We start from the raw sequence: 18,330 nt of genomic DNA on the forward strand, positions 1-18,330 counted from the left end.
ATAACTCACCAGACCTAGAGCGGACAACGGGACTCGAACCCGCGGTCTCAACCTTGGCAAGGTTGCGCTTTACCAACTAAGCTATGTCCGCAATGCTTTCTCGCTAACTAATGCCAGTCCGAAGCACGAGTAACTACTATACCAGAAATATTTATAAATTCAAGTCCGCCGCCCGTTGGCGTGTCGAATAGCAAACACTGTTAAATTTTCTACCTAACATTCTTTAAAACTCCGTACCCAATCGCCATCCTTCCCCCATTTTCAACATATTCCCTAATATTTTTTTGCAAACTTGTTTCCGTCTTGCCACTTTCCTTGCCACTTTCCATGTCACTTTCCTTGCGCACTTCCCCACACGCTTCTACATTGTTTTCCTTGCCACAATTTACACCATTTTCACCACGCCCAAAAATCTTGCAATTTTCTCCAAAAACCCAACGCTTATAGTCGTCAGAATATGCAATTCCAAAAACTCGAAACATAGATCTAAATACTCGAATATTCGACTTTTCTGGTAGCAACTTATCTAAAGCAGGATCAAGCAGCCATGATATGCAATAAAAAGTGCAATTCTTTAACTCAGGAATGTACTTATCTATAAACTCATTAGCCAACATAAAACTTATCGTTAAATTTTCTATGCTTAACTTTGCATCAGACGGAATATGTACACTTACCAGATTTTGCCTTTTGCAAAACTCAAATTCTAATTCACCTAATCTAAATATTTTCATAGAAAGAAGACGTGGAAACCAAAATTCTTCACTAAAAACAAAAGGATACTTGCCAACACGAAACTTCTTAACAAATCTTTTAATAAAACCAAAAGTACTTAAAAAGACTTCATCTTTAATTCCAGCTTGTTCATATCTTCTACGCACCAAAAGAACGCATACCATAAATATTGAAAGAATCCGCATTCCGCTATCATCAGCACAATATTCATTCAATTTTGCAACTGCTAACTCTTGATTAAACCCGTCATTAAAAAGGTCTTGTATGCAATCCATCAAAACAGAAATATCTATATTTTTAAAAGATTGTACTATTGTGCGCGTTAGGCAATCATCAAAATGCAATTCGTTACACAGATTTTCAACATCTTCTGCAGTCTGCGAAATCAGGTATGACTTTTCATCTTCTTTTAACAAATCACACATTTTTACCTCACAATAAACTCACAACAAGACTCACAACAAATCAAAATTAACTTCAAACATCCTTTTCCATGGAAAATCTACATTATTGATTTTCAAAGGAAGCGCTTTCGATAAATTCAACTTGCTATACTCTTTCTGCAACAAGTTTTTAGCTTCGCACTTAGCCCACGCTTCGCATGGCTTTACATCAAAATAATTACCACCATAATTATCAATCCTATTAGCTATATTCCATCGAATATTTGATTGATATAACGCATCTTCGATTATTCTATATGCAATATTTTTCTTTATACTTTTTGAATCAATGCCTAAAATTGCTTGAGATAAAACTGTTCCCAAAGTATTGCAATTTGTATTCCATCCCGCATAACTAATAATTCTGTCTAAAACGTTATTATCATCTAGCAAAGTTAATAATTGCAAATCCCCACCATTTGAATACGCACTATCACATAATGCAACTTTCTTACCAGATTCAACTAGCGTGCAGATATGATTAGTAAAATAATCTAAATTTCTATACGTGTCGTACGTTACATCATGATTAAATACAGAAAATTCTGCTTCTTGCATAACTTTTCCAGGAGCATTAATCATCAAACAAATGTTGTTTAGTCCACTTAAACCGCTTAAATCACCTAAATCGCTATCTTCCCAATTTTCTAAAAGCCTTGCTCCACAAGCAAGAACATGAGATTTTAGACTTTCAAACATGGGCCTATCTTCGTAAGAAGGAACTATTGTTGGGCCTAATATAGACGAATATTCAACACTTATAGCAGGCTTTATTCTATGCGATTTACAAAACGCTCTTGCAAGCAGAGTCATGCCAACTTCATCTGATCCAGGATACATAGCAACTCTACTGTTTAACCTCTTAGAATAAACAGCTGATTGAAGTCTTCTTTGAGATACTGAAGTATATCCGTATGTACTAGAATCGTCTTGTGGAAAAATAAGATAATCAATAGTATTATTTGCTACCAAATCAAGAATTGATATATTAATACCAAGATTTTTATCACGGCGATTTTCATAATCATTAATCACATATTGAGGAATATCAAAAGATTCTAACTCTTTCTCCTGCGATTGCGTTAGATCATTACACCTAATCTTTTTATCGCTCAGATATGCTCTTAAATAAAGACTCCTTCCATATTCTGCGTAATAATCAGGCTCCTCATCGCTGCTGTTATACGCAGGCGCTCGCATAACAGTGCAAAAAACAAATAAAGTCATATTTGGATTAACTTTTTTGAGCTTTTCTAATACGTTCAGGCGACTTTGCAAACAATCACTTTGCAAATTATGTATTCTCGAAGGAACCAATCCCCCATACACAAGCATGTCTGCAGATATTATAGCAATATCACATTTTTTGGCGTTATCCATCAAGAAATCAACTATTCCATTAATATCTGCAGACTGTTTTTTATTACCTAATAATTCTAACGGCACATTTACAAGGTCAAAATCACTACTTTTAGCTAAAAGCTCTGGGAACTTATAGTTACAAGGTCGCTCGTCTAATGGAAGAAATAAGACTTTCATTTTAACCTTTCAACCCACCTTCTTGTAATCCTTTGTAAAGATGCTTTTGGAATAAAGCAAAGAATACAACTATAGGAACAAGCGATATTATTGCACCAGCAGCAACTAATCTAGGATCCGTATAGAACGTTCCTTGTAAACGATTCAAGCCAACAGTAAGCGTATATTTATCGTCATCACTTAATGCAACCAATGGCCACAAGAAGTCGTTGTAGCTTCCAACAAACGACAATATGCCAATAACAGTAAGTGTTCCTTTTACCTGCGGCAATGCTACATACACGAATCTTTGCCAAATATTCGCTCCATCTACTTTTGAAGCTTCTAGTAAATCTTGCGGAACAGATTTAAACGCATTTACCATAAGCAATACGTTTAACGGGCCGATTAAACCAGGCAAAGCCAAACCAAACAGAGTATTCGTTAATCCCATACCTTTTACTAGAAGGAATGTAGAAACAAGAATACCTTCGCACGGCATGATGATTGCGGCAACAAAAAGCAAATAACCAATTTTACTAAACTTAAACTTTAAGCACCCAAAAGCATATCCAGCCATTGAGCATCCGATTATATTGCCTAAAACATTCATTGCTACAACAATCAAGGTGTTGCACAAATAGTGAAGTATAGGAACTGTTCTAAATGCTTTTACAAAATTTTGCACTGTAAAATCATGCGGAATCAAATACGGAGGCATTGCAAAAACATTGTCATTAGGGCCCTTAAATGCTAGTGCAATTTCCCATACTAATGGACCAGCTAGCAATATGAACACTAATACAAGAATGCAATATTGAACTATCGTTCCGATTCTAACGCGATGAGTGTTATTAGTTTTCATCTCCAGCACCCCTGTGAACAAATATTTGCTGAATAACTGTTATAAAACCAACAATAATTAACAGAACAACGCTTATTGCACTAGCGTACCCAGTGCGAGCGCTCAATCCTGTTCCTTCTTGCTGAATCAGCATTGTCATTGTTATGTCTTTTCCGCCTATTCCGCCTGTACCACGAGTAATTACATACACCTCGTTAAACACTCGGAATGCTGCTACAGACGAAAGCATCATTATTAGAGTCATTGTGGATCTAACTCCTGGTACTGTGATGCAGAAGAATTTGCGCATTATTCCAGCTCCGTCTATATCTGCAGCTTCGTACAATGATTTATTTATGTTAGCTAAAGCTGCTAAATAAATAATCATGTAATATCCAAGACCTAACCATATTGTTACAAACATTGCACTAAAAATTGTTAGCCATCTGTCTGTAAGGAATGGCAATGGCCCTGTTACTACGTGAATCATCTGTAGAATGGAATTAACTAATCCCCTTGTATCGAGCAAGTTAGTCCAGATAAGCCCTATTACCACTGCAGACAACACTACTGGGAAGTAGTAGGTTGTTCTAAAGAATCCTATTATTTTTGAATCTTTACTCACCAAAGCAGCAAGTATAAGAGGCAAAATAATCATAAATGGCACAACGCATACTGTGTATAAAGCAGAATTGAAAATAGCAGTTACAAAACGACTATCGCCAAATAGTTTTGCGTAATTTGCAAATCCAACATTGTGCCCAGGTATAAGCATTCTAGCGTTTGTAAAAGATCTTAAGATGGTGTTTATAAACGGATAAATGCAAAACAATATAAGTATGATTAAAGCTGGCAGAACAAATAACCAAGATATGCACCCATCTTCGTTAAATTTTTTACGGAAGATGCCCCGAGGGGCAGGAGCCGCATTACTGCGACTCACTGCCGACTCGGCTTGTGGATTATTCATAGGAGAAATCATTACTTTAACCTGTCGTTTAGTGCGGCAACTGCTTTATCAAGCGCTTCTTTAACTCCCTTTTCTCCTTGAATTGCCTGAGTTAATTCAGGAGATAGATAGTTTACGCCGTCAGTATCGGAAATCTCTGGTGGGAAGTTTGCAACAGTACCATTATCAATTTCTTCCTTAGCAACTCTAAGAACCTTGCCTTCTATAGTAGATTCGTCAATGCTCTTAAAGAATGGATCGTCCATTGCGCCAGCTGCCGAAGGATAAGTGTTTGACTTCTTAGAAAACTCAACTTGATTCTTCTTGTTTGTTAAGAAGTTAGCGAGCTTCAGAGCCATTTTCTTATTCTTTGTTTGAGAATTTACTGCCATTAGCATTGGGTTAAGCGTATTCTTCTTGTTTGTTGCCAATGGTGCTACATCGAGTTGCTTATAGACTTGCGGAGCATTTGCCTTAAATGCGGCAACAGATGAAGTTGAATCAAGCATATACGCTATGTTTCCTTGGAAGTATAGTTTCTCTGCGTTAATTATGTTTGCATTCATTCCATCTTTAGGAATAGCACCCTTCTTATAAAGATCTGCATAATGCTGAATATACTCAACACCCTTGCTAGAGTTAAAGGTAAACTTTGACCTGTCTTTACTCAAGAAGTTAACACCATATTCCTCAAATTGCGAAGGGAATACGTATGGAACAGCAATCATGTAGCTCTTACCACCGCATTTTTCATTAACCGTATTTGCCTGATCGAATAAATCATTGTAGGTTTTTGGCGGCTTATTAATGTCTAGACCGCAGTTAGCAAAAACATCCTTGTTCAAATAAGCAACATCAATATTTAAGTACCATGGGAATCCGTAGACTCCTTCGTCAATACCATTGCCCGAGAATTTAGATCCATCCCAAACCTGAGGCAAATAGTCCTTGGCCATTCCTGCAGCTTCTTTACTAAGATTCAGCAACGCTCCAGACTTTGCAAGATTGTATGCTTGCTGTTCGTTAACATTTACAATATCTGGCAATTGACCAGCTGCGGCATCCGTAGACAACTTTGAATCATAGTTTTCTGCAGGCTGATCGACCCACTTGACTTTTACTCCAGGATTTTCTTTTTCAAACTCACTAATAAGTTTTGTAAAATATGGAGTGTAAGTATCGTTCTTAAGATTCCAAGTTTGGAACGATACTGTAGAAGATTCGGAATTATTTGCAGAAGAACCGCATGCGCATAACGATAGTGCGGCTGCGATTGAGACGCATCCAGCAATAACACCTTTACCAATAGCATTCATAATGTTTCTCCTTTGAAATCAATTTATGTATTAACAGTTACGTATTAGCAATATCTAGTTGGAAAATGTATGTAATTAATTATTTCCCTCCTTTTTTATATCGTTATTGTGATTGCCGATAAGAGCTGCTCCTAACGCACCAAAAAACACCTCTTGATCTGCAATCACTAGACGATTAGATATATTTAATGAGGACAAAAATGGCGATTTTGTCTCAAGTTCACCAATAACTTTTTGTATATCCTTTAATAAAATTGTTCCTATCTTGCTTATGCCACCGCCGATAACAATAATTTTTGGGTCAAAAGTTACTGTAAGCATTTGTATTGTGCTTACAAGCGTGAATATGAATTTATGCCAGACTTTTTCAGCCTTTTCATTTTTATTGGAGACTTCTCTTAGCAACGATGCAATAGGATACCCATTTTTGGTAGGCCACATTTGCGCTAAAGCGCTTCCAGATATTATTGTTTCTACACACCCACGCTGACCGCATGGGCACATTGCACCATTTTTGTCTGCAACAATGTGTCCTATCTCTCCTGCAATCCCAGTTGAACCGTGGAAAAGCAACCCATTAATAACTACTCCTGCCGAAACACCAGTGCCTAAATTCAAGAACACTAAACTGCTTGAATTTGCTCCATAATAATGGTATGCACCAAAGGCTGCAGCATTAACATCGTTATCAATGTAGGCATTTATTCCAAATCTATTTAAGATTTCAGATTTGAAATCTAGATTATGCGATCCCAAATTCACCGATTCGCATACGCAACCAGTGTTTTGATTCACTAATCCAGGTACTCCAATACCGATACTTAAATCAACTTCCTTTCCATATATATTATTAACTTGCTTAATCACTTTTGATATGAGATTACACACCTCATCAACGATTTCTTTTTCTCCTTGATGAGTAGACACTTGAGAATACGCAATAGGCTTATTGTGCGTGTCAAAAGCTGCACACAGCACCTTTGTGCCACCAACATCTACACCTATACGTATTGGCGAATCAAGTGCCATAATAAACTCCTTACAATTACCTCTACCTTGAAGTAAAGTCCATATTTATTGGATTAAGTACAATTATTGCACTAAAAAATAAAAAAGCAATACCATTTATAATATTTATCAAAAAACATTGAAAATAAAGGCGTTTCGCAATATAACTTATTAATACAAAAAACGTAAATTCAAAAAAATAATTTCTAAAAACATCTTTTAGTATATGTTCCAAACTATATATTTATCTGATAATATGTAACATATAAAAATAAAAGGGCTTGAAGATGGGATGCAATATGGAAGATACCCAAATACCTCAGTCGATGATAAATCAGCTGATGACGGTTTCTCAAAAAACAATACCCGCAGACGCAAGAATAAATAATAGAATGCTAGTATTCAATTATTTATTCCCAAAGCAAATACTCTCTAGAGCAATGCTTGTAAGAAAGACAGAACTTTCAAAAGCATCAATCTCTACCGTTGTATCTGAAATGCTAGATGACCACATGCTTATAGAAAGTGGGCATGAATCAAAAATAGAACGTGGTAAAAGAGGAACATTACTAGAAGTTGATGCAACTTATTGGAATATTATAGCTATTGATATTTCTCAACCATGCTTAATACAAGGCGCAATCCTCAACCTATGCGGAGATATATTAAAACGATCAGAAATATCACTATACAAAAACACAGATGTTAGCGCAGACAAAATAGTTGAATTGTGTCAAACTCTTATAAAGCAATCAAACAATAATATATTGGGAATAGGCATTGCTGTTCCTGGAATTGTAGACAACAATGGAAAAGTCATACGTTCGTTGAACCTCCAGTGGGAAAATATAAATCTTAAAGAAGAATTAAACAAATATTTTGACTGCCCTATTATTATTGACCACGATACAAATAGCGCACTTCTAGCAGAAAGATTTTTCGGCAACGGAGTATCAAACACTATATTTATACAATTATCACTAGGCGTTGGAGCATCTATATTAATAAATGACGCAATAATTACTGGCATAAACAATTCTGCAGGAGAAATCGGTCATATAACCGTTGACACTAATGGTCCAACTTGCACATGTGGAAAAAAGGGATGTTTAGAAACATATATATCTGCAGAAATATTGCATAAAAAAATGTTCACATCTAATCAAGCAAGAATAGACATACTAACAGAAGCTGGACATTATTTAGGAAAAGCTCTTACAACAACTATTAATCTTTTAGACTTAACAGATGTTGTTATTTATGGACCATCCGACATTGTAAACAAAGTCTTTATAAGCGCCACGGAAGAAGCCATACAAGAGTACGGCCCTTATAATCCAAAACACTTGTGCACCGTAAGACGCTGTACGTGTAATAACGACATAACTCTTATTGGAGAATGCATTTCTGTTATTCAAAACAGAATTATGCATCTTTAATATACGAAAATATACCAATATTTACCAATAAAAATCTTTAATCATATTGAATATGTATTAAAAGATAAAACTTAAACAAAAATAGCAAAGAAGCATTAATCATGGATATAAAAGAATCAACAATAATACTTGTGCCTTATCCACAAAAATTAAAAATTACAGGAAACGACTCCATAACTCTTCCAGAGTCAAGCTATATTAGTTTCAAAAATATTAAACCAGATACAAGAATTACTACTGCTGGAAAACAGTTATGTGCAGACTTAAAAAATCAATTTAATTTTGATTGGAATGTTAGCTATGGAGATGGCTATAAAAGCGCCATAAATGTATCAATAAACAAGGATCTTCGCGCACAAGAATATAAAATTTATACGTCATTAGCAAATAATCAACCAAGAATAAATCGTGCAATAATCACTGTAGAAGCTAAAGACATTCAGAGTATTTGTTTTGCAATACAAACTATAAGACAGTTAATTAAACAATTTGGAACAAGTATGCCTTTAATAGAAATTGAAGACTTTCCAAAAATACCAGTCAGAGCATACTCTTACGACGTTTCAAGAGGTAGAATACCTAAGCTTTCTTGGCTAAAGATTTTGGTAGATCAATTGTGCTTATACAAATATAACCAACTACAGCTTTATGTTGAGCATACTATTGATTTAGAAAATACTATTGAATCGTGGATTAAGCATACCCCACTTACATGCAGTGAAATTATTGAACTAGACGAATATTGCTACAACCGAGGAATTGAGCTTGTTCCTACTATGGCAACTTTTGGTCATATGTACGAAGTTTTAAGAAGTCCGTCTTATAAAAATCTTGGCGAATTCCCTAGCCAATCACAAAGGCCGTTTAGCTTTGTAGAAAGAATGCTGCATCACACATTTAATCCTGTAAACCCACAAACAATACCATTCATAAGTAAAAGAATTAAAGATTATGCAGCATTATTTAGATCAAATAAATTCAACATTGGCGCAGATGAAACCTTTGATCTTGGCTGCGGAGAAAGCAAAGAAATTGCGCAAAAAGATGGCGTAGCAAACCTATATTCATCTTACGTTCAAAAATTATGCAATTCGTTACAAGAAATAGGATCACAGCCAATAATGTATGCAGATATTGCATTAAAACATCCAAATATGTTATGCGCCATTCCAAAAAATGTTATTTTTGCAAACTGGAATTATGCAGCAAACGTTACAGAAGATAGTGTTAAATTAATACATAATCAAAACGCACAGCAATACGTATGCCCTGGAACACAAACTTGGAATCGACTAATACCAGACTTTGATTGCGCAGTTAGCAACATATCTAAAATGTGTAAATATGCTCACAAAAATAACGCTTGTGGATTATTACTCACAGACTGGGGAGATTATGGTCATATAAATGACCCAATTCTCTCTTTGCCTTATTTGATTATGACTGCTCAATACTCATGGGGATCTAGCAAGATAAGTAAAAACAATGTAGAACACGATTTTGCAGATATCAATTCGCTAAATACCTTATTAAAAAATATAAGCAATATTCTTACCGATAATGCTTGCCCTCAATTATGCAATATTCTTCAAGAAGCATCACACTCACAAGCATTTAGCTGGTCAGACGCGGTGCAATTTAAAGAGCTTGATGATAATGGCAATTCAAACAAAGATGTTTTATTCTTATTAGGATTCAAAAAAGACATATCTCTAAAAGAAGCAAGAAAACAGTTTTTGACTGATAGAAATCAACAAATATTAAATGCAGAAAAATACAACAACACATTGTACAAATGCATAAATGATCTTTATAAAACGTACTCTTGCTCCAAATGCTACACACTCAAAGAAAGAATAAATAAAGACTTTATAAACACAACAATTTTAAGTATTCAAGGCCAGCAAATACTTAATAGCCTTGGATTGTATATTCTTAACGCAAGCGCAGAATATTCAAATAGCAGCAATAAAATAAGCAAAGACCAAGTAGCTTACTTTGTACAGACTATAAACAATTGGTTTATTCAATATGCAAATAGGTGGAATTCTATAGGAAAATCTGCAGACTTGTACAGGATTCGACCAGTTTTTGATTGGCACATAGATTGGCTACTAAAAAATGCCAATTAAATATATTACTTTTATTACTTTTTATTACTATTTATTATCCGATGACTATTTTATGAAAATTATAAATATAAGATGAAGGCTTTTATGAATAACACAAACTTCTCAATCAACGAACAAGCAATTCTAGACTCTGGATTAAAAATATCCAACATATTCGATGTAAAACATAGAGTTTTAGGAAGATATAATCATGTAAAAAATCCTTGTGGAAGCAAAAAATACTATTCAACTTATTGGACTGGAAGCGGCGTTGAATTTTTGTATTCAGGAAACTCACTAAAAGTTGTAATTGAGTCATCTTACACACAATATGAACCTTGGGTAAGCGTAGACATAGATGGGTGCCAAATAAGCAAACAAGCACTTAACAATGGCGTTAACTTAATTCAATTGTCTAACGATTTAGAAGATAATAAATATCATAAAATACGTTTGCTAAAAGAAACACAGTTTATGCACGAAGACCCGACTCAAACTTTTGTTATAGAAAAAGTCATATATGATGGAACTTTTAGGAATCCAGAAAAACCATCTTTAACTCTTGAATTTATAGGAGACAGTATAACAAGCGCAGAAGGAGCATGCGCGAATGCGAGTATACAGAAATATTGCTCTGCCATTTTTAGCGCTTGGAATGGATACCCTAGAATAGTGTCAGACGCCTTAAATGCAGATTTTAGCGTAATATCTCAAGCAGGCTGGGGAATAGTTTGCAACTGCGAAAATAATCCTAATTGCACATTAACAAATATATACTCAAAAATTTGTAAACCCGCTCAAGGGAAAAACATTGAATTTGGCAGCAACAACAGCTATAAACCAGTAAACAACACTGATTTTATTATTATAAATCTTGGAACAAACGACGCCACAGCTTGCCTTGCAAACGAGTGGGAAGACCCGAAAACACATAAAAAATTCAAGTTAAGTTTAGATAAAAACGCTCTAAACTCAAGTGAAAATGACTTCTTAGATAATGAGTCTGCAAAGATAGTTAAAAACGGCGTAAATAACCTATTAGAAACAGTTAGAAAGATTAACCCAGACTCAACCATAATTTGGTGCTATGGGATGCTTGGAAATAGGCTGGAGAATCTTATTAAACAATCCATTAATGATTTCTGTAATAAAACAAGCGACAAGAAAATATTCTATATTGAATTACAAAATACTAGCGATAATAATCTTGGCGCATGCAGTCACCCTGGAAAAATAGCACATAAAAATGCTGCGCAAATCTTAATCAATAAAATAAAACAGTTGATGTAAAGGATGACAATCAAAAAAGAAAGTATGCATTACACAAAACTGTAGTGCGATTGTACCAAATTTCGGTGTTTTTTAATACAAACACACTACATAAGTAGCGCAAGGCAGGTCGTAGCGTAAACGCACTACATGAAACCGCAAATCTTCCGCATTTTGTAGTTATAATCAGCGTGTTCAACAACAAAATAAAAGCCGCAACGAAAAATCCACTGCGGCTTTTATTGCTTATAAACCTTTCTAAAATTTTCAACAATGCCTAATACTCTGCAATTTAACAATTACAGTTAAATACGGCAATAAATAATTTATTTACTAAAATACCTGACTACAATACCTGACTCTACTACACCTCATCTTTCTCAACGTGCGAATGGCTATAAATCATCTTCATAGAGAAGATGAAAATAACCATAGCTGCAAGAACGATAATTCCGCCTATCATAAACACGTTTGCATATGTGGAAGCAAGGCCGCTTGCTGTTCCAAACATAGATCCTCCGCTCATCGAGCCATTGGCCATAAGCTGTCCGAATAAAGATACACCAATCGAACCAGTAATAGCTTGAAGCAAATCATTAAATCCTAAAGCTCTACCAGATTCTTCAGGTTCTACTGTCAAAGTTGCAGTATCAACAATTGGCTGGTAGAAGAACGAAGTGCCAAAGTAGTAGATGCACGGAGCAACAGCAAGCGCCCAAACCTGGCCTGCAGGAATCAAAATAGCTATTGCAATCAAGCCGCATCCCATGCACGCAAGAGCAAGAATTACCGAAGCTTTGCGTCCAATCTTTTGAATAATAGGACCAGCAACAAATCCCATAATCGCAGCTAAAATGATTGACCAAACAAGCCAATTAGACACTTGGGAAGAATCAATCTTATAAACATTTAATCCAATAGCATTGCATCCTGCATTCAAAGTGTAGCTAAAGAAGTATCCAACAAAGATTACAACCATAGTCATTGCAAATGCTGGATTTGTAAGCATCTTAGGTGTAATGAATGGGTTCTTAGCCTTATTTATATAAACAACAAATGCGATTAACGTCACCACGCAAGCAGCAAGCCAGAAATAATTCATATCTGTAAAGAACATAGTTACAGATGCTGCAAATAGACCTATAAGCGCAAAGCCAATAACATCAATCCTTGCGCCCTTGCAATGTTCATCTGGCAGATTCCTACGCAATACTGGCAGCAAGAACACTGCCAACACGCCAATGCCAAACAGAATTCTCCAATCAACTAAGGTCATATATCCCGCAAGGAATACACCCAAAGCGGCAGCAGCACGGAATACTGCAACAAATATTCCGTACCAAATAACTCGCTTCTCCTTTTCTACATACTTAGAAACCAGCACCAAGAATATAGAGCCAGAAACTTGCCATCCAGCAGATTGTAAAATCCTAGCAATAATTACAATCCAAATATTAAGATGACCAAAGCATCCAAGAACCGATGCAGCAACAAACACAACAGTTCCTAATGTCATCATTTTCTTTAGCGACACAAAATCACCAAGCGAACCATAAATAACGCACACAATACCCAAGACAATTCCTGGCAAAGACGTGATTAATGGAGCAAGGTTTGCTTGTTTTAGCTGGTCTCCAATATTTACGTAAATCATTCCAAAAGCCTGCTGCTGCAAGACGCCAAGAGTAAAAATAGCGAGCACAACAGGAATTGCAACTTTTGCCATTTTATTCATTTTTGCGAACTCTTCAGTTCCCTCTTCAGGAACTGGAATGCCATTAGTTCGCTCACTGACTTCAACTTTAGTCATGGCTATTCCTTTCTTCTATTCTTCCAATTAAATGGAATATTTTTACCACGCCTATATTTTTGACGCAGCATCGCTGGCACAAATCTTCATTTGACTTATGTCAACAACATTTACTTATAAATCAGCTAAATCAGCAATAACCCACTAAAAAACGAATTTTCTAACAGATTTCCCTATGCATAGAAAGCTGATATATTTTTTTACAATCATCTGGATTTAGCCTTGCAACAGAACCTATAGAATTATCTTCACCAAAGAACTCAATTTGACTCAGCATCTTATCGATTCCATCTTTCGGCAAACCCGCATCTTCAAAACTCGTAGGCATACCTAAGGATTTGAAAAACTTTTCAGTTTCCAAAATTCCCTTATTTGCTAAATAAGATTCACTATCTACAGTGCTAACATTTGCTTCAGTAGAAATGCCAAACACTTCTTTTGCGTATCTAGCAAATCTCTTAGCATTCTTGCTAGAAGCAACCTTCATCCATGAACACATGATTATAGATAATGTTGCACCATGAGGAGTGTTATATAGAGCACTAATCTCATTCGCTAACGTATGCGTAGACCAATCTTCATTGCGACCAATACTAAAAGTATTATTCTGAGCAATTGTTGAAATCCACATAATCTGCGCACGCAAATCATAGTTTTCCAGATTTTCCAAACAGCGCGGACCTATGGAAATTAGAGTGCGCAAAACACCTTCACACATGGAATCCACTACCCCAAAATCGTTATCATCGCTAAAATATCTTTCGCAAATATGACTAAACATGTCTACTATTCCGCATGCTGTTGGATATGCTGGAACGCTAAGAGTTAGTTCTGGATTCATAAAAGCAACAACAGGTCTGACTATTGTATTAGATATAAGCAGCTTAAGATGCTCAGAGTCATTATTTATAACCACTACTTTGCTTGATTCACTACCCGACGCAGGCAAAGTAAGCACAGAAAACACTGGCAAACTAGACTTTACTTTCTCAAACCCAGTAAAATAATCCCATACATCACAATTACCAGCAGCTCCAATACCTATAGCTTTAGAAGAATCAATTACCGAACCACCTCCAATTGCAACGATGCCATCAATGCAATTATTTTTTACAACTTCAATACCTTTTCTAACTAGCGATAGCTTAGGATTTGGCTCAACTCCACCAAGATCAACAAAATCAATATTGTATTTATGCAAACTATTTTTAATATCAAAAAGAATATGTGAAAGGTATTCTCCCCCATCATAATGAAGAAGAACCTTGGATATACCTCTATCTTTTAATTCTTTTCCAACTTTACATTGAGCATTCCTGCCAAACACAAACTTAGTTCCAATGCAAAGATCAAAATTATTAATCATGATTACTGAACCTCCAGCAAAGAGTTTCTTTCTTCATTTGCAATATAAGAAGAAAATAGAACTGAAGAAATGTCATTTACGCAATTAGCTAAATACTTTGGCCTGGCCAACTTCAATGCAGAGATTTCACCGTCTCCATAAGATACAGCAATACAATCAACACAATTTTCTCTAGAAGACTCAACGTCGCTATAGGAATCTCCAATATATACACAATCAAAAGGGCTAATATTATATTTACTAATCATTAAAGAAATCATTTCTTTCTTGCTCATATAAACTTTCGATTCAGAATACAAAGAATCTGGAGAAATCCAACTGTCGAATAGCTCAATCCATTTTTTTATATTCAAAATCTTTTCCAATGCATCCAATGGCTTATTCGTAACTATTGCATTTATTACTCCGCATTTTTTAAGTTTCAAAATAAGCCGAGCAATGCCCGCATACATGTGCGTACTATGAAAATTATTTAAATTCCTATAATGATTACTAATATCTGAATCGAATTTTTTATAAAATTCAAATCCAGGATATGGGATGAGGCACTTAAATATTTCTAATGTTGACTTACTCAAATTAGAACTATTAGATATAAATCCTTCAGGAAGCTTAGACCCACAAGCACATGCGGCATAGTTTATGGAACGCCACACGTCTTCGCTTGTACTGGCTATGGTTCCATCAAAATCCCAAAGGATTAATTTATACCTCACCCCAAGCCCTTTCTTTATAGATTGTTAATAATGAACAATATTTATAAATAGCGTTTCTTAATACTGTTTCTAAAACTAAATTAGTTATAACTTTCAAGAGTCTTGTAAAGCATATCTACAAATCCAGGGAAATCTAGCTCAAGAGCTGCTTCTGCGTTAGGTTCCTTACCTCTTGGCTCCATAGTTGGAGTACGCTCTAAATCAACAGCTGGATTTTCGCCACGTAGATGTCTGTAATCACATACAGTCATTCCTCTTGTTAGCTTTCCATCAAGCTCAACGTCAATATGCATTGGCACAGACTTAATAAGTTCAGGGAAAGCAATCCATGTTACAGCACAAGCATCATGCATTGTTGCGCCTGTTAGATTTGTTTCTTCAGCACATGTTCCTATAAAGAATTCAGTTAAATCAGCAGCTAACATTGCTGCTTTTGTTCCAATTTGCCTAAATTTAGCAACATGCTCTGCTTTAAGATCGCATTGACGAGTTAAATTAATTCCAGTCATTTTTACATGAATTCCAGAATTAAACACTCTAGATGCTGCTTCTGGATCAACAAAAATATTGAATTCTGCCGATGGAGTCCAATTTCCAAAAGTAACAGACCCACCCATGATGCATATTTCTTTGACTCTATCAACAATTCTAGGTTCTCTATTTATTGCAGATGCTATGTTTGTTAACGGACCTGTAGCTATAAGAGTTACATCATCCGTGCTCATAACTGTGTCAACAATAAAATCTACAGCATGCTTATTCTGTGGCGTATGAACAGGATCTGGAAGAACTGGACCATCTAGACCAGTAACACCATGGAATTGAGGCGCAGTAACAAGAGGCGCAACCATAGGACAGCTATGCCCAGGGTAAACACCAATATTATCTGCCTCGCCTAAAACTTCAAGAATTTTAATTGCATTAGTCGTCACATTTTCTAATGGACTATTGCCGCCAATTGTTGTAATTCCTAGAACATTAAGATGCTTAACCGCAATCATTATTCCAAATGCATCATCATGACCTGGATCACAATCCAAAATTACTTTCTTTTTATTACTCATTATTAATGACTTCCTTATCATATTGTTTGGTAACTTATTATTTATTGCATTATTTATTAATCAATAACCTCAATTGTTATTTGAAAGTTTTTACATCATAATGCAACAAAAATTCATTAATTTGATTGATATTAGGAGAATTCCTAGCACCTTTATGCGCTACTGAATACGCAGCAACAGCATTCCCATACAGTAAGGATCGTTCAATATTAGAACAATCCAACATAGATTTTATGTAACCAGCGTTATAAATATCGCCAGCACCTATAGTATCTACAACATCAACATTGAACGGTGGAGCAGATATAACGCTACTATTCTTAAATCCTATAGAGCCGTTTGCACCATCTCTTGCAACAACTGTACGTCCGTTAACAGATAAATCTTTTGCATTATTTTCCCATGTATCATCTCCTAAATAAGAAAACTCGTCTGGACCAGAACCTAATAAATGAGTTACATATGGCATTATTCCCATCAAAGCATCATAAAAATCAGGATTTAATACGCCATTATCAACTCGTAAATTCAAATCGAATGAAGTAGGAATTCCGAGATTATAAGCCTCTCTAAATATGCGCGTAATGGAATCTCTTGCAGAAGTGTTATACACAAGGCACATACCAGAAGAATGAATCCAATCAGAGTTTCTAACAGCATTCATAATGCGATCATCAAGATCTAGCACCTTAAAGGATTGGCTCTCTCTTGGCCAACCCCACAAATACCTTTCACCAAACTCATCTACAAACGCAAACACTCCAACGGTATTTAACTCAGCATGCGTGCGCAAATAGGTTGTGTCAACGCCTTCCTTAGCAAAATCATCTAAAACAAAACGACCATATTGGTCATTCCCTATAGAACCAACAAAAGATGTATTAACTGCTAATCTAGAAAGCGCAACAGCAGTATTGGCAGAAGTACCTCCACCTTGAATAGATACATCAGGATACTTAACAATAGTTCTTTGCTCATTCAAAAATCGCGGATAAGGAACTATAATATCTACATTTGCATCGCCAACAACAATAACATTATGCATTTAACGCCGCCTTAATAAAAGCTTCCACTTTTACAGGATCCTTACATCTCAACGTATTTGCACGCTCGTCTTTGTAATTTGTAAGACTAAATGAGTCAACACCATACGGGTTAGTATCATGAATCGCATCAGCAACGTTAGAAGCATCAAGGCCTCCAGCAATAATGCATTTAACAGATGTAGAGTCAATAATCTCCTTATCGATAGACCTATCGTGCTCAATTCCAGTTGCGCCTATGTCGTTAGCATCTGGCGATTTTGTGTCTATTAAAAAGAAGTCGGAAACTTTTTCATAATCTTTAACATATTGGAGAACTTTTTGCTCTTCTAAAGGAACGCCTTTAAGAACAGGTATAGCTTGCATAATAAGAAGCTCAGGAAACCTACTTTTTAACTCACCAACTTGTTCAGGAGTTATACCTTCTATGTTTCCAGATAAATGCAAAACATCTGGCATTGCTAAATTTAAGTCTTCACTAATTTCGTCTATATTCTCCGAACATGTTAAGCCAATTCTTACGGCACCTGGTTGCACGCCATTAAAAATCTCTTTTGCTTGCGAGCAAGACAACTGACCTGGAGTATGTTGAATATGCCCATAGCTTACGCCAATATGCTTAGCGCCAAGACTTACAACCATACGCGCATCTTCCACAGTCCTGATTCCATAAATTTGTACAATAACGTCAGCCATATT

15 protein-coding genes and 1 tRNA gene are annotated in these 18,330 nt (G+C 35.7%); 3 read left to right on the plus strand and 13 right to left on the minus strand.

What is annotated here, in order from left to right:
• Positions 1 to 18: 18 nt before the first annotated feature.
• From NYP55_RS03085 to NYP55_RS03115, 7 genes are all read right to left on the minus strand, one after another.
• A tRNA-Gly gene (locus NYP55_RS03085) sits at positions 19 to 91 on the minus strand.
• A gap of 118 nt (positions 92 to 209) precedes the next feature.
• Positions 210 to 1,160 (minus strand): acyltransferase domain-containing protein, encoded by a 951-nt coding sequence (locus tag NYP55_RS03090; RefSeq protein ID WP_415680514.1) that lies wholly within the window; start codon positions 1,158 to 1,160, stop codon positions 210 to 212.
• Between the two features lie 30 nt (positions 1,161 to 1,190).
• Complete coding sequence (locus tag NYP55_RS03095) at positions 1,191 to 2,717, minus strand: DUF4127 family protein (RefSeq protein ID WP_415680513.1); 1,527 nt, start codon at positions 2,715 to 2,717, stop codon at positions 1,191 to 1,193.
• 1 nt (position 2,718) lies between these two features.
• Entirely contained in the window at positions 2,719 to 3,561 is an 843-nt protein-coding gene (locus tag NYP55_RS03100; protein ID WP_016635532.1) for a carbohydrate ABC transporter permease, read from the minus strand.
• Complete coding sequence (locus NYP55_RS03105) at positions 3,551 to 4,522, minus strand: carbohydrate ABC transporter permease (protein ID WP_415680512.1); 972 nt, start codon at positions 4,520 to 4,522, stop codon at positions 3,551 to 3,553. Before NYP55_RS03105 ends, NYP55_RS03100 begins: the two co-directional genes overlap by 11 nt.
• Positions 4,522 to 5,805 carry an ABC transporter substrate-binding protein gene (locus tag NYP55_RS03110; protein WP_016785565.1) on the minus strand — a complete coding sequence of 428 codons (1,284 nt, stop codon included), beginning with the start codon at positions 5,803 to 5,805 and terminating at the stop codon, positions 4,522 to 4,524. Before NYP55_RS03110 ends, NYP55_RS03105 begins: the two co-directional genes overlap by 1 nt.
• A gap of 75 nt (positions 5,806 to 5,880) precedes the next feature.
• On the minus strand, positions 5,881 to 6,834 hold the full coding sequence (locus NYP55_RS03115) for an ROK family protein (protein ID WP_415680511.1): 954 nt from the start codon (positions 6,832 to 6,834) through the stop codon (positions 5,881 to 5,883).
• Between the two features lie 278 nt (positions 6,835 to 7,112).
• Between NYP55_RS03115 and NYP55_RS03120 the strand changes: the two genes are divergently transcribed.
• The 3 genes from NYP55_RS03120 to NYP55_RS03130 all read left to right on the plus strand — a co-directional run bounded on the left by NYP55_RS03120 (position 7,113) and on the right by NYP55_RS03130 (position 11,653).
• On the plus strand, positions 7,113 to 8,252 hold the full coding sequence (locus tag NYP55_RS03120; RefSeq protein ID WP_415680510.1) for an ROK family protein: 1,140 nt from the start codon (positions 7,113 to 7,115) through the stop codon (positions 8,250 to 8,252).
• A gap of 101 nt (positions 8,253 to 8,353) precedes the next feature.
• Entirely contained in the window at positions 8,354 to 10,384 is a 2,031-nt protein-coding gene (locus NYP55_RS03125) for a family 20 glycosylhydrolase (protein WP_415680509.1), read from the plus strand.
• A 72-nt stretch (positions 10,385 to 10,456) separates the two neighbouring features.
• Entirely contained in the window at positions 10,457 to 11,653 is a 1,197-nt protein-coding gene (locus NYP55_RS03130; RefSeq protein ID WP_472781566.1) for an SGNH/GDSL hydrolase family protein, read from the plus strand.
• Between the two features lie 343 nt (positions 11,654 to 11,996).
• On the opposite strand, the gene NYP55_RS03135 is transcribed toward NYP55_RS03130, so the two are convergent.
• The 6 genes from NYP55_RS03135 to NYP55_RS03160 all read right to left on the minus strand — a co-directional run bounded on the left by NYP55_RS03135 (position 11,997) and on the right by NYP55_RS03160 (position 18,327).
• The gene (locus NYP55_RS03135; protein ID WP_472781567.1) at positions 11,997 to 13,442 is read right to left on the minus strand and encodes an MFS transporter; all 1,446 of its coding nucleotides are present in this window, start codon (positions 13,440 to 13,442) and stop codon (positions 11,997 to 11,999) included.
• Between the two features lie 160 nt (positions 13,443 to 13,602).
• Complete coding sequence (locus NYP55_RS03140; protein WP_346284304.1) at positions 13,603 to 14,808, minus strand: iron-containing alcohol dehydrogenase; 1,206 nt, start codon at positions 14,806 to 14,808, stop codon at positions 13,603 to 13,605.
• Positions 14,809 to 14,810: 2 nt separating this feature from the next.
• Positions 14,811 to 15,524, minus strand: coding sequence for an HAD family hydrolase (locus NYP55_RS03145; protein ID WP_346284303.1), 714 nt, complete (start codon positions 15,522 to 15,524; stop codon positions 14,811 to 14,813).
• 80 nt (positions 15,525 to 15,604) lie between these two features.
• Entirely contained in the window at positions 15,605 to 16,588 is a 984-nt protein-coding gene (locus tag NYP55_RS03150) for a nucleoside hydrolase (RefSeq protein WP_346284302.1), read from the minus strand.
• Positions 16,589 to 16,664: 76 nt separating this feature from the next.
• Positions 16,665 to 17,633, minus strand: a complete 969-nt coding sequence (locus tag NYP55_RS03155; protein WP_018626217.1) for a carbohydrate kinase family protein — start codon at positions 17,631 to 17,633, stop codon at positions 16,665 to 16,667.
• Positions 17,626 to 18,327 (minus strand): phosphoribosylanthranilate isomerase, encoded by a 702-nt coding sequence (locus NYP55_RS03160; RefSeq protein WP_004133368.1) that lies wholly within the window; start codon positions 18,325 to 18,327, stop codon positions 17,626 to 17,628. The genes NYP55_RS03155 and NYP55_RS03160 overlap by 8 nt, the downstream gene beginning before the upstream one ends.
• Between the last annotated feature and the right edge of the window lie 3 nt (positions 18,328 to 18,330).

This window comes from Gardnerella sp. c10Ua_31, from assembly GCF_055700915.1.